Raw genomic sequence first — 12,266 nt, 5'->3', positions numbered from 1 at the left:
GCCATAAACCCCGTTTATGTCGATATTGAGTGAGGCTTGCGTACATGCGCCGTAAAATCCCCAGCACCACCGCCCTGATCAGTTTCGAGGCTGCCGCACGTCATGAGAGCTTCACCAAGGCGGCGCACGAGCTTTCTCTTACGCAAGGCGCGATCTGCCGACAGATCGCCAGCCTGGAAGACTTCCTCAGCGTGGAGCTTTTCCGACGCTCACGTCGAGGCGTCAAACTGACCGAAGCCGGCCTTTCCTACAGCCGTCGAGTTGCCACCCAACTGGATGCCGTCGAGCGCGACGCTCTTTCAGTGATGGGACACACCGGTGCGAACGTGATCGAACTGGCCGTGGTTCCAACCTTCGGCACTCAATGGCTGCTACCACGCCTCAAGGATTTCCAGCAGCAGCATCCGGAAGTCACCGTCAACCTGACCAACCGCACACGGCCCTTTCTCTTCGCGGACACAGAGTTTGATGCCGCCATCTATTTTGGTGATGCGGACTGGTCCGGTACCGAATCCCACAAACTGATGGGGGAAAATCCGATGCCGGTATGCAGCCCTACCTTACTGGGAGACCGGACGAGCCTGACACCAGAGGCCATCGCCGAATTGCCCTTGCTCCAGCAGACCACTCGCCCCTATGCGTGGCGCCAGTGGTTCAACGCCCAGAACCTGAACATTGCACGAGACCTGACAGGCCCGCGTTATGAACTATTCTCCATGCTTGCCCAAGCGGCCATGCACGACATGGGCATTGCGCTGATTCCGCCCTTCTTGATTCAGCGCGAGCTGGCAGAGAAACGACTGGTCGTGGCCAACCGTAGCGCGCTATCGAGCATCAAGGCCTACTACCTGATGATTCCAGAGCGAAAGGTCGAATCCGCCTCTCTTCGAGCTTTTCGCGATTGGCTCGTGAAGCAAGCAAGCAACTATAGCCTTGATTAATAAAGAAAAACTTTAAACAGACTTAGGTAGTCAACTAACAGAAGACGCTACAGATATAAGTTTATGTCGCATTCAGTCAATCTGTTATGAAGCCCGTGCAGTAGTCTCCAAAGCGTTCAAATACATGGCTTTGAGCCATATTGCGCAGCGCATCAGGGCCTATTCATCTGGCCGATGGGAAAAATTGTCAATTTGAACCTTAACCCTTGGAAAGCACGGCCTACACGGGATGCCGATCGATAATTGCGACATTCGGTCACAGGGTGACTTGTAGTTAATTTTCCGTCACCCGTCATAATCCCTTGAAGGGCTGAATTTTCGCCTGCAAAATGCCGCGCCCCGCCTGGTTTGGCGGGATCGTGCTGATCGGCCGCCCCAGCCGCACCATCCGAAGTGCCTGGGTTTACTCAATAAGATCACGCAGGAGATTTGACGTGCACATTGGTGTTCCCCTCGAAACCCAAACGGGTGAAACACGGGTTGCTGCTACCCCGGAAACCATCAAGAAGCTGATCGGCCAAGGCCATAAAGTCACTGTTCAAAGCGGCGCCGGCATCAAGGCCAGCGTTATCGACAGTGCCTATGAGGCGGCGGGCGCAACCATTGGCAGTGCCAGTGATGCATTCGGGGCCGAGCTGATCCTCAAGGTGGTTGCCCCCAGCGACAGCGAACTGGCGCTGATCAAGAGCGGCACCGTTCTGGTGGGCATGCTCAATCCGTTCAACAACGAAACCATCGCCAAGCTGGCCGAACGCGGCATTACCGCTTTTGCCCTTGAGGCCGCGCCACGTACCTCCCGCGCCCAAAGCCTGGATGTGCTGTCGTCTCAAGCGAACATTGCCGGCTATAAAGCCGTGCTGCTGGCCGCCCATCACTATCCGCGCTTCATGCCGATGCTGATGACCGCCGCTGGCACTGTGAAAGCGGCGCGTGTGCTGATTCTCGGCGCGGGCGTGGCGGGGTTGCAGGCGATTGCCACGGCGAAACGCCTGGGTGCGGTAATCGAGGCTTCGGATGTGCGCCCGGCGGTGAAGGAGCAAATCGAATCCCTCGGCGCCAAGTTCGTCGACGTGCCTTACGAAACCGACGAAGAGCGTGAATGCGCCGTCGGCGTCGGTGGTTACGCCCGGCCAATGCCGGCTAGCTGGATGCAGCGCCAGGCCCAAGCCGTGCACGAGCGCGCGAAGCAGGCGGACATCGTCATCACCACCGCACTGATTCCGGGCCGCAAGGCACCGACGCTGCTGAGTGCCGAAACCGTCGCGCAGATGAAACCGGGCTCGGTGGTCATCGACCTCGCGGCAGCCCAGGGCGGTAACTGCCCGCTGACCGTGGCCGATCAGGTGGTTGTCGAGAATGGCGTGACCATTTGCGGTCCGACCAACCTGGCCGGTGAAGTCGCGGCAGACGCTTCGGCGCTGTACGCCCGCAACCTGCTGGACTTCCTGAAGCTGGTCTTCACCAAGGAAGGTCAGTTCGACGTGAACCTGGAAGACGACATCGTCGCCGCGTGCCTGATGTGCCGCGACGGCCAAGTCATCCGCAAAAACGCCTAAGCAGGGACTCAGACAATGGAAGAGCTTATCTCCCCCGGTATCTACAACCTGATCATCTTTGTGCTGGCGATTTATGTCGGTTACCACGTGGTCTGGAACGTAACACCTGCGCTGCACACGCCATTGATGGCGGTGACCAACGCCATTTCGGCGATCGTGATCGTCGGCGCCATGCTCGCCGCCGCGCTGACCGTAACGCCGCTGGGCAAGACCATGGGCACCCTCGCCGTGGCCCTGGCCGCGGTCAACGTATTCGGTGGCTTCCTGGTGACGCGCCGCATGCTTGAAATGTTCAAGAAAAAAGCCCCGAAAGCCGTAAAAGAAGAGGCGCCCAAGTAATGAGCATGAACCTGGTAACGACGCTCTACCTGATCGCGTCGATCTGCTTCATCCAGGCCCTCAAAGGCCTGTCGCACCCCACCACCTCCCGCCGCGGCAACCTGTTCGGCATGCTCGGCATGGCGCTGGCGGTGCTCACCACTGTGGGCCTCATCTATAAGCTGGGTGCTGAGCTGGCCACTGCTGGCATCGGCTACGTCATCGTCGGCCTGCTGGCCGGCGGTACCGCCGGCTCGATCATGGCCAAGCGCGTCGAGATGACCAAGATGCCGGAGCTGGTGGCATTCATGCACAGCATGATCGGCCTGGCGGCGGTGTTCATTGCCATCGCGGCGGTCGTCGAGCCGCAATCGCTGGGCATCGTCAAGCAACTGGGTGATTCGATTCCGGCCGGTAACCGCCTGGAGCTGTTCCTCGGCGCAGCCATTGGTGCAATCACCTTCTCCGGTTCGGTGATCGCCTTCGGCAAGCTCTCGGGCAAGTACAAGTTCCGTCTGTTCCAGGGCGCACCGGTACAGTTTGGTGGCCAGCATAAGCTCAACCTGATCCTGGGCCTGGCAACACTGGGCCTGGGCCTGACCTTCATGTTCACCGGCAACCTCGGCGCGTTCGCCTTGATGCTGGCCCTGGCCTTTGTTCTGGGCGTGCTGATCATCATCCCGATCGGCGGCGCGGACATGCCGGTGGTGGTTTCGATGCTCAACAGCTATTCGGGTTGGGCCGCGGCGGGTATCGGCTTCTCGCTGAACAACTCGATGCTGATCATTGCCGGTTCGTTGGTGGGTTCGAGCGGTGCGATCCTGTCGTACATCATGTGCAAGGCGATGAACCGTTCGTTCTTCAACGTGTTGCTCGGCGGTTTCGGCAACACAGCAGAGGCTGCTGGCCCGGCAGGCTCCAAAGAAGCCCGCCCGGTGAAATCCGGTTCGGCTGACGACGCGACCTTCCTGCTGACCAACGCCGACACTGTGATCATCGTGCCGGGCTATGGCTTGGCGGTGGCACGGGCGCAGCACGCGCTGAAAGAGCTGACCGAGAAGCTGACCCACCACGGTGTGACCGTTAAATACGCGATCCACCCGGTGGCCGGTCGCATGCCCGGGCACATGAACGTGCTACTGGCCGAGGCCGAAGTGCCTTACGACCAGGTGTTCGAGATGGAAGACATCAACTCCGAGTTCGGCCAGGCCGATGTGGTGCTGGTGCTCGGCGCCAACGACGTGGTCAACCCGGCGGCGAAGAACGATCCAAAGTCGCCAATTGCCGGCATGCCGATCCTCGAGGCCTTCAAGGCCAAGACCATCATCGTCAACAAGCGCTCGATGGCCAGCGGCTACGCGGGCCTGGACAACGAACTGTTCTATCTCGACAAGACCATGATGGTGTTCGGTGACGCCAAGAAGGTCATCGAAGACATGGTCAAAGCGGTGGAATAACGCTAACGGCTTCGCCATCAACGCCCCGACTCGTCGGGGCGTTTTGATTTGTATCAAGGCCGAACGTTACCGATCCGGTAATAATGTTTTGCCTGAAACCCCCGTAATAGAGGCCTTAAATGCGACCTTTGTAGCGGGTCGGGCACCGCGCGAATTCACTAGACTGCGCATCTTGCTTTCCAGCCCGAGATAACAACCTATGTACCGTGATCGCATCCGCTTGCCTTCGTTATTGAATAAAGTGATGAGCGCTGCCGAAGCAGCCTTGTTGATTCAGGACGGCATGACCGTCGGCATGAGCGGCTTCACCCGCGCCGGAGAAGCGAAAGCAGTGCCCCACGCCCTGGCCGAGCGCGCCAAGGTCACTCCGCTGAAAATCAGCCTGATGACCGGTGCGAGCCTGGGTAACGACCTCGACAAGGAACTCACCGAGGCCGGCGTGCTGGCGCGACGTATGCCATTCCAGGTCGACAGCACGTTGCGCAAGGCGATCAACGCAGGCGAGGTAATGTTCATCGACCAGCATCTCTCGGAAACTGTTGAGCAACTGCGCAACGGCCAGCTCAAGCTGCCCGACATTGCCGTGATCGAAGCGGTGGCCATCACCGAGCAAGGGCATATCGTACCGACCACATCGGTAGGTAACTCGGCCAGTTTCGCCATCTTCGCCCGGCAAGTGATCATCGAGATCAACATGGCCCACAACCCGAACCTGGAAGGGCTGCACGACATCTATATCCCGACTTATCGCCCGACCCGCACCCCAATCCCCCTGGTGAAAGTCGACGACCGTATTGGCAGCCCCGCCATCCCGATCCCGCCGGAAAAAATTGCCGCCATTGTCATCACCAACCAAGGGGACTCGCCTTCGACCGTCGCACCTCCGGACAGCGACACCCAGGCCATCGCCGATCACCTGATCGACTTCTTCAAGCAGGAAGTTGCTGCCGGGCGCATGACCAACAAGCTCGGGCCGTTGCAGGCCGGGATCGGCAACATCGCCAACGCTGTGATGTGCGGGCTGATCGATTCCCCGTTCGAAGACCTGACCATGTATTCCGAGGTCCTGCAGGACTCGACATTTGACTTGATCGACGCTGGCAAGCTGGGCTTCGCCTCCGGCAGCTCTATCACGCTGTCGAGTCGACGCAACGCCGATGTATTCGGAAATCTGGAAAGGTATAAGGACAAACTGGTCCTGCGCCCGCAGGAAATCTCCAACCATCCCGAAGTCGTACGCCGCCTCGGCATCATTGGTATCAACACCGCGCTGGAGTTCGACCTCTACGGCAACGTCAACTCCACCCACATATGCGGTACTCGGATGATGAATGGCATTGGCGGTTCGGGGGATTTCGCCCGCAACGCCCACTTGGCGATTTTCGTCACCAAGTCGATTGCCAAGGGCGGCGCCATTTCCAGTGTCGTGCCGATGGTCAGCCATGTGGACCATACCGAACACGATGTCGACATCCTGGTGACCGAGATCGGCCTGGCCGACCTACGTGGCCTGGCACCAAGGGAGCGGGCACGAGTGGTCATCGACAACTGCGTGCACCCGTCCTACCGCCAGGCGTTGAATGATTATTTCGAAGCAGCGTGCGCTCTGGGTGGGCATACACCGCATATCCTGCGCGATGCACTGAGTTGGCACGTCAACCTCGAAGAAACCGGGCGCATGTTGGCCGTCTGATACAGCTGGATCACCGCTATCGCAAATACAGTTTTGATTGGAGGCTGGCATCCAAGCCTTGAGAGACAAAAACTGTACTGCTGTACCGGTGTTTTCTTACAGTCTTTTCCCACAAAACATCAGTCAACCGCCAAAAACGCACCAACATCGTGCAGACAGGTACAGTTGCCTCAATATTGACCAGTACACCGCTCTTTAACAGTTAACTGGTCTCTCACAATACAGGTGAACTGTATCTAGAGAGACTGGCCAAACGAGAGGATCATGGGCACCAGTTAAACCACTACCTAATCCCGCCACAAGCGGAAGGATGTCAACCATGGAACGTACACTCAGTTCCGAGCTGTTTTTCGAAGACAAAGCTGAAAAAAACCAGGCTTCCCTGCCTCTTCGCGTTATCGCTAACCTGATGTTGTGGCAGCGCCGCATCGCCAGCCGCCACCAACTGGCTCGTCTGGATTCGCGCCTGCTGGCTGACGCCGGTATCAGCGAAGCACAACGTTACGAAGAGCTGAGCAAGCCGTTCTGGCGCTAACTCAGCGTCGCTGGCCCTGACCCACCGGGTCCACCGCCAGCACCGAATTGAACAAACAAGACCCGTCGCGGGAAACCGCGACGGGTCTTGTCGTTTCCGGGCCTGTTTTTTTGAAGACCGGAGAGACATAACAGTTTTCTGATAATGAAAAGCATACCAGCACAGTTCATCTTGAGCCGTATGGCCCAATACGGGCATCATGCTGCCGATGACTGTCGCAAAGGGCTGTCAGTCAACGCGTTCTGTCCTAATATCGATACCAACGTGGCGAAGCGAGTCGAGCATGCGTCTCTTCTTCCAGCTACACGCACCGGCATCACCTCATCCTTCAAGGAGCTTCCTCATGATCCGTCTTCGCCTGCTCAGCGCAGCTGCCCTGCTGGCCGTAGCCGCCCACTCCAACGCCAGCAGCTTTATCGTTACCACTGACTCCATCGTTGGCGCACTCAAGGCCACGTCCGACGTGACCTCCGATGCGACCTCATCACTGCGGGACAACAAGATCGTTCAAGCCGCCCGTGATGACGCCGCCAGCTTCGTGGCCAGCGAAGGCGCCATCCGTGGTGTGAAACTGGAAAGTGCCCTGGATTACATCCGCCAGCAGGCACCACAGCTCAACGCCACCGATGCACAGCTGGCCCAGGCCATCCTGGTGATCTGATGCAACATGAAACATCGGGCACCAAATGGTGTTCCGATGTTTCAGCGCTGGCTCTGGCCCGCAGGTTTGCGCTAGCCTTCAGGCTCGCCATCAACCGTCGAGTCCCATGCGTTTTTACTCAGATCTGTTCATCGCGTCTTTCTTCGTCGTTTTCTGCTGGTCTGTTCCGGCCCATGCCTTCGATGTGTCCACCCAGCAAGTGGTGGTCAGCGGCTACGCCACGAGCATGGTGACCTCCGCGCCCTTCGACCATAAACTGATCGTCGCCGCTCACGATGACGCTGCGGCCTTCATTGCCAGTGACGGGCAGCTGCGAGGTGCACAACTGGAATCGGCCCTGGATTACCTGCGCCGGACCCAGCCAAAACTTCACGTCAGCGACCTTGAACTGGCACAGGCAATTCTCGTCCAATAGTTATCCTTATTTCTCCGGAGTCGTTCCATGCGTAGCCCGCTGATTGCTGCCGCCCTAGGCCTGCTGGTGTTGGCCGATGTGGCCCAGGCACATACCCTGGTAGCCACCAGTAACATCATAGTTCGCGCTTCCCAGCGCACGATTGATTTCACGTCCGACACTACCACCTCCATCCGTGACTCAAAAATCGTCCGCGAAGCCCATGACGATGCGGCCAGTTTTGTCGCCAGCAATGGTGAGATTCGTGGCGCTCATCTCGAGGCCGCCTTCGACACCTTGCGCACTCGCGTGCCGGAAGCCCGCGACGCCAGTGACCAGGTTCTCGCCGAAGCCATCCTCGCATTGTGAGGCGATTCGCCGCCTGGCTGGCGGCCGGGGTCTTGCTGCTCACGGGCAGCATGGCCCAGGCCGGCTTGCAACTGCACCTCAACGTCGAAGGACTGAGCCCGGCGCAACAGCAGGCCAGCCAGGCGCTGCTCGATGAAGCCATGCAGGCGCTGCCGCCGCGCTTCATCGAGCGGCTGGACCGACGCATCGATGTCGGCTGGACCGACCAGATGCCGGCCAACGCCTACGGCCAGGCCTCGCTGGTGTCGCAACTGGACCTCAATAGCAACCTGCTCGACAGCCTTGTCGACGGCAGCGCCGCGACGCAAAAGACCCATCGCCCCCACGGCACCGTGCGACGGGAAATGCTCGCCACCGTTTTGCACGAACTGACCCACATTTATGACCGCTCGCGTCTATGGCCCGATGCCGAGCGTACGCTGATCCAGCGTTGCACTCGACGCAACAGCAGCGCCGGGTTGATCGGCCTTCCCGATGAATGCCGGGGCCAGAACGACCGCCGCTTCACTCTCAGCGATGACCCTCGGTTGCTGGACCTCGCCGGCTGGCCACAATACGTCGGCCGGCGCGGTGAGCGGGAACAGCACAACCGCCAGGTCGCCCGCAGCCCGGATCTCTATGAAACGAGCAGCCCAAAGGAGTTCGTCGCGGTCAACATGGAGTACTTTCTCCTCGACCCGAGCTACGCCTGCCGACGCCCCGCCCTGTATCGCTATTATCAGGAACACTTCGGTTGGGCACCCCCCGCCAAGGACACCTGCGCCAAATCGTTCGCCTTCCTCAACGCCGGCAACGACTTCGCCAAGACACCACTGGGCAAGGTTGATCCCGAGCGGGTCTATGCCATTGATTACCTGCTGGCCGAAGCCAACCAGAACTGGGTGAGCCGCTGGGGCCACAGCATGCTCCGGCTGGTGATCTGCGCACCGGGTCGCCCACGTGGCCCGGACTGCCGACTGGATCTGGACCAACACCTGGTGCTGTCATACCGCGCCTTCGTCGGCGATGTGCAGCTATCGAGTTGGGACGGGCTGGTCGGCAAATACCCGTCGCGCCTGTTCGTATTGCCGCTGGCCCAGGTGATCGATGAATACACCAAGACCGAACTGCGCAGCCTGGCATCGGTGCCACTGAACCTGTCGCGCACCGAGATCGAGGAGACGGTCGAGCACGCTGCCGAAATGCACTGGAGCTACGACGGCAACTATTACTTCCTGTCCAATAACTGCGCCGTGGAAAGCTTGAAGCTGCTGCGCAGCGGCAGCAATAACGCGCAGCTCAACGGCCTGGACAGCATCCTGCCCAACGGCTTGTTGGAAGTCCTCAAGGGCCGAGGCCTGGCGGACACCAGCGTGCTGGATGATCCCAAGGAAGCCTTGCGCCTGGGCTACCGCTTCGACTCATTCCGTGAGCGGTATCAGGCGATGTTCGATGTGTTGAAGAAGTATCTGCCGATCAAGCAGCAAACGGTGGAAGACTGGCTGGCCCTGGACGCCGCCGAACGCCGCGTCTGGTTCGAACAGGCCGACCTGCGCACCAGCGCGGCGTTATTGCTGCTGGAACAGGCCAGTTATCGTCGGCAACTGTTGTTGGCGCAGGATGAAGTCAAACAGCGTTACCTCGGCGCCCGTGAATTGGAGAATGGCGGTATGGAAAGGGCTAACGCGACGTTGCAGCAGATCCTCGCCAACAGCGGCTTCCTCAGCCGTCCCGCTGAGTTGTTGGGCAGCAGCGGCTACGGCTTGCCGCAACCCAGCGAGTGGCAACGCTTGGAATCGGAAAGCAGCTTGCGTCAGAAACAGCTTCAAACGCTGACAGGCGACCTGGACAAGGAAGTCCGGGCATTGCTTGAGCCAAGCCGCGCCGCCGAAATTGCTGCGAGCGAAGCCAATGTGAAAGCGATCGGCGAGCATTTGCGCAAACTGCACAAGGCCGGGGGCGGGTTGGAGTTGCCCTGATCTCCCTGCCACATGTTAAGACAGGCGACATGATGAACCTGTGGCGAGGGGATTTATCCCCGCTGGACTGCGAAGCAGTCCCGAGAAGTCGATACTGCATGGAGCCGAATTGGGGCCGCTTCGCGCCCCAGCGGGGATAAATCCCCTCGCCACAAAAGCCAGGCCTCAGACATCAACCGCCAAGCATTTCATGCGCAATAAAAAAGGGTTCAGAACTAAGTTCTGAACCCTTTTTTTGGCTGCGAGCCGAACCAGGAATCAGCCTAGGCGCGCCTTGCGCACACCCTCAGCCAGGGCGGCACACAAGCTCAACACGCCATCAATCGCCTGTTCCGACGTATCGGCATTGGCGATATGGTCGATCAGCGCCGAGCCAACCACCACCCCATCAGCCAATCGAGCGATGGCCGCCGCCTGCTCCGGCGTACGAATACCGAAACCAATGCTGATCGGCAAATCGGTGTGACGACGCAGCCGCGCCACGGCTTCTTCCACATGTTCCAGCGTCGCGGCACCGGCACCGGTCACTCCCGCCACCGACACGTAATATACAAAGCCCGAACTGCCGTTGAGCACCGTTGGCAAACGTACATCGTCCGTGGTTGGCGTGGTCAGGCGGATGAAGTCCAGGCCAGCTGCCTGGGCCGGTTCGCACAGTTCGCTGTTGTGTTCGGGCGGCATGTCCACAACGATCAGGCCATCGACGCCAGATTCCAGCGCCTCGCCAATGAAACGCTGCACGCCATAACGGTGGATCGGGTTGAAGTACCCCATCAGCACCAGCGGTGTCTGGCTGTTGTCTTTGCGGAACTCACGAACCATCTGCAGGGTTTTCGCCAGGTTCTGCTGGGCACCCAAGGCACGAATATTCGCCAACTGGATCGCCGGGCCGTCGGCCATCGGGTCGGTGAACGGCATGCCCAGCTCGATGACATCGGCACCGGCCGCTGGCAGGCCCTTGAGGATTGCCAGCGAGGTGTCGTAGTCCGGGTCGCCAGCCGTGACGAAAGTCACCAGGGCGGCGCGGTTCTGTTCCTTGAGTTCGGCAAAACGGGTTTGCAGGCGGCTCATCAGTGTTTCTCCTGCTGGGACTGTTCCATGTGGTGCATCACGGTTTGCATGTCTTTGTCGCCACGGCCGGACAGGTTGACCACCATCAGGTGATCCTTCGGCAGGTTCGGTGCGCGTTTGAACACTTCCGCCAGGGCATGGGCGCTTTCCAGTGCAGGAATGATCCCTTCCAGTCGGCAGCATTTGTGAAAGGCTTCCAAGGCTTCAGCGTCGGTCACCGAGGTGTACTGGACGCGACCAATGTCGTGCAACCAGGCATGTTCCGGACCGATGCCGGGGTAGTCGAGACCGGCGGAAATCGAATGAGCGTCGATGATCTGACCGTCGTCGTCCTGCAACAGGAAGGTGCGATTGCCGTGCAGTACACCGGGGACGCCGCCGTTCAGGCTCGCCGCATGCTTACCGGTCTCGATGCCATAACCGGCGGCTTCGACGCCGATGATCTCGACACTCTTGTCGTCCAGGAACGGATGGAACAGGCCCATGGCGTTGGAGCCACCGCCGATGCACGCCACCAGGCTGTCCGGCAGGCGACCTTCCTGGGCTTGCAACTGCTCGCGGGTTTCCTTGCCGATCACGGCCTGGAAATCACGCACCATCGCCGGATACGGATGCGGGCCAGCCACGGTGCCGATCAGGTAGAACGTGCTATCAACGTTGGTGACCCAGTCACGCAGGGCCTCGTTCATTGCATCTTTCAGGGTACCGGTGCCAGCGACCACCGGGATCACTTCAGCGCCCAGCAGCTTCATGCGGAACACATTGGCCTGCTGGCGCTCGATGTCGGTGGTGCCCATGTAGATCACGCAATCGAGGCCAAAACGCGCGGCTACGGTGGCGGTGGCCACACCGTGCATGCCGGCGCCGGTCTCGGCGATGATGCGTTTCTTGCCCATGCGCCGCGCCAGCAGGATCTGGCCGATGCAGTTGTTGATCTTATGCGCGCCGGTGTGGTTCAGCTCTTCACGCTTGAGATAGATCTTGGCGCCGCCGCAGTATTCGGTCAGGCGCTCGGCGAAGTAGAGCGGGCTCGGACGACCGACGTAATCGCGCTGGAAGTAGGCCAATTCTTCGAGGAACGCCGGATCTTCCTTCGCCACTTCGTATTCGCGGGCCAGATCGAGGATCAGCGGCATCAGGGTTTCGGCCACATAGCGGCCACCGAACGCACCGAACAGGCCGTTGGCATCGGGACCGCTGCGCAGGTTGAAAGGGGTCGTGGACTGGGTCATCGGGCGCTCCAAGCAAATGCGTTGAAAGACAATGAGGTTCACTCTACCCCTGACATCCGCCACTGAAAACCGATAAGATCG

Annotated in this window: 12 protein-coding genes; 10 read left to right on the top strand and 2 right to left on the bottom strand. The window is 59.6% G+C overall.

The features are described 5' to 3' along the window. Window positions 1-44: 44 nt before the first annotated feature. The 10 genes from HU749_RS01670 (at window position 45) to HU749_RS01625 (ending at window position 9,882) form a co-directional block, all read left to right on the top strand. Window positions 45-941: a LysR family transcriptional regulator gene (locus HU749_RS01670; protein WP_095963625.1), complete on the top strand. Its 897-nt coding sequence runs from the start codon at window positions 45-47 to the stop codon at window positions 939-941. Window positions 942-1,375: 434 nt separating this feature from the next. Continuing rightward, window positions 1,376-2,497, top strand: coding sequence for a Re/Si-specific NAD(P)(+) transhydrogenase subunit alpha (locus HU749_RS01665; protein WP_079301422.1), 1,122 nt, complete (start codon window positions 1,376-1,378; stop codon window positions 2,495-2,497). A 15-nt stretch (window positions 2,498-2,512) separates the two neighbouring features. After that, window positions 2,513-2,836 carry an NAD(P) transhydrogenase subunit alpha part 2 gene (locus tag HU749_RS01660; protein ID WP_003187010.1) on the top strand — a complete coding sequence of 108 codons (324 nt, stop codon included), beginning with the start codon at window positions 2,513-2,515 and terminating at the stop codon, window positions 2,834-2,836. Further along, complete coding sequence (locus tag HU749_RS01655; RefSeq protein ID WP_186649573.1) at window positions 2,836-4,272, top strand: NAD(P)(+) transhydrogenase (Re/Si-specific) subunit beta; 1,437 nt, start codon at window positions 2,836-2,838, stop codon at window positions 4,270-4,272. The genes HU749_RS01660 and HU749_RS01655 overlap by 1 nt, the downstream gene beginning before the upstream one ends. Window positions 4,273-4,471: 199 nt before the next feature. Beyond that, on the top strand, window positions 4,472-5,965 hold the full coding sequence (gene scpC / locus HU749_RS01650) for a succinyl-CoA:acetate CoA-transferase ScpC (protein ID WP_014335915.1): 1,494 nt from the start codon (window positions 4,472-4,474) through the stop codon (window positions 5,963-5,965). A 319-nt stretch (window positions 5,966-6,284) separates the two neighbouring features. Beyond that, window positions 6,285-6,500 (top strand): DUF1127 domain-containing protein, encoded by a 216-nt coding sequence (locus HU749_RS01645; protein ID WP_003187014.1) that lies wholly within the window; start codon window positions 6,285-6,287, stop codon window positions 6,498-6,500. Window positions 6,501-6,843: 343 nt separating this feature from the next. Continuing rightward, the gene (locus HU749_RS01640) at window positions 6,844-7,161 is read left to right on the top strand and encodes a DUF2388 domain-containing protein (protein WP_046064716.1); all 318 of its coding nucleotides are present in this window, start codon (window positions 6,844-6,846) and stop codon (window positions 7,159-7,161) included. Window positions 7,162-7,267: 106 nt separating this feature from the next. Further along, window positions 7,268-7,576: a DUF2388 domain-containing protein gene (locus HU749_RS01635; protein ID WP_024616321.1), complete on the top strand. Its 309-nt coding sequence runs from the start codon at window positions 7,268-7,270 to the stop codon at window positions 7,574-7,576. A gap of 27 nt (window positions 7,577-7,603) precedes the next feature. Beyond that, window positions 7,604-7,924, top strand: coding sequence for a DUF2388 domain-containing protein (locus HU749_RS01630; protein WP_003187020.1), 321 nt, complete (start codon window positions 7,604-7,606; stop codon window positions 7,922-7,924). Beyond that, the gene (locus tag HU749_RS01625) at window positions 7,921-9,882 is read left to right on the top strand and encodes a DUF7844 domain-containing protein (RefSeq protein WP_095962717.1); all 1,962 of its coding nucleotides are present in this window, start codon (window positions 7,921-7,923) and stop codon (window positions 9,880-9,882) included. The genes HU749_RS01630 and HU749_RS01625 overlap by 4 nt, the downstream gene beginning before the upstream one ends. Before the next feature lie 258 nt (window positions 9,883-10,140). Here the strand turns inward: HU749_RS01625 and trpA are convergent, their stop codons facing one another. Both trpA and trpB read right to left on the bottom strand, forming a co-directional pair. After that, window positions 10,141-10,953 carry a tryptophan synthase subunit alpha gene (gene trpA, locus HU749_RS01620; RefSeq protein WP_079301420.1) on the bottom strand — a complete coding sequence of 271 codons (813 nt, stop codon included), beginning with the start codon at window positions 10,951-10,953 and terminating at the stop codon, window positions 10,141-10,143. Further along, window positions 10,953-12,185, bottom strand: coding sequence for a tryptophan synthase subunit beta (gene trpB, locus HU749_RS01615; RefSeq protein WP_014335911.1), 1,233 nt, complete (start codon window positions 12,183-12,185; stop codon window positions 10,953-10,955). The genes trpA and trpB overlap by 1 nt, the downstream gene beginning before the upstream one ends. Window positions 12,186-12,266: the final 81 nt, after the last annotated feature.

The sequence above is a fragment of the Pseudomonas ogarae genome, assembly GCF_014268695.2.
Taxonomy (GTDB): Bacteria; Pseudomonadota; Gammaproteobacteria; order Pseudomonadales; family Pseudomonadaceae; genus Aquipseudomonas; species Aquipseudomonas kilonensis.
This window is presented reverse-complemented; position numbering and strand designations above follow the sequence as displayed.

Excerpts from the sequence above, each read along its gene's own strand:
- HU749_RS01670 (WP_095963625.1), top strand. The coding sequence starts at position 45 with ATGCGCCGTAAAATCCCCAGCACCACCGCCCTGATCAGTTTCGAGGCT.
- HU749_RS01660 (WP_003187010.1), top strand. The coding sequence starts at position 2,513 with ATGGAAGAGCTTATCTCCCCCGGTATCTACAACCTGATCATCTTTGTG.
- HU749_RS01655 (WP_186649573.1), top strand. The coding sequence starts at position 2,836 with ATGAGCATGAACCTGGTAACGACGCTCTACCTGATCGCGTCGATCTGC.
- scpC (WP_014335915.1), top strand. The coding sequence starts at position 4,472 with ATGTACCGTGATCGCATCCGCTTGCCTTCGTTATTGAATAAAGTGATG.
- HU749_RS01645 (WP_003187014.1), top strand. The coding sequence starts at position 6,285 with ATGGAACGTACACTCAGTTCCGAGCTGTTTTTCGAAGACAAAGCTGAA.
- HU749_RS01640 (WP_046064716.1), top strand. The coding sequence starts at position 6,844 with ATGATCCGTCTTCGCCTGCTCAGCGCAGCTGCCCTGCTGGCCGTAGCC.
- HU749_RS01635 (WP_024616321.1), top strand. The coding sequence starts at position 7,268 with ATGCGTTTTTACTCAGATCTGTTCATCGCGTCTTTCTTCGTCGTTTTC.
- HU749_RS01630 (WP_003187020.1), top strand. The coding sequence starts at position 7,604 with ATGCGTAGCCCGCTGATTGCTGCCGCCCTAGGCCTGCTGGTGTTGGCC.
- trpA (WP_079301420.1), bottom strand. The coding sequence starts at position 10,953 with ATGAGCCGCCTGCAAACCCGTTTTGCCGAACTCAAGGAACAGAACCGC.
- trpB (WP_014335911.1), bottom strand. The coding sequence starts at position 12,185 with ATGACCCAGTCCACGACCCCTTTCAACCTGCGCAGCGGTCCCGATGCC.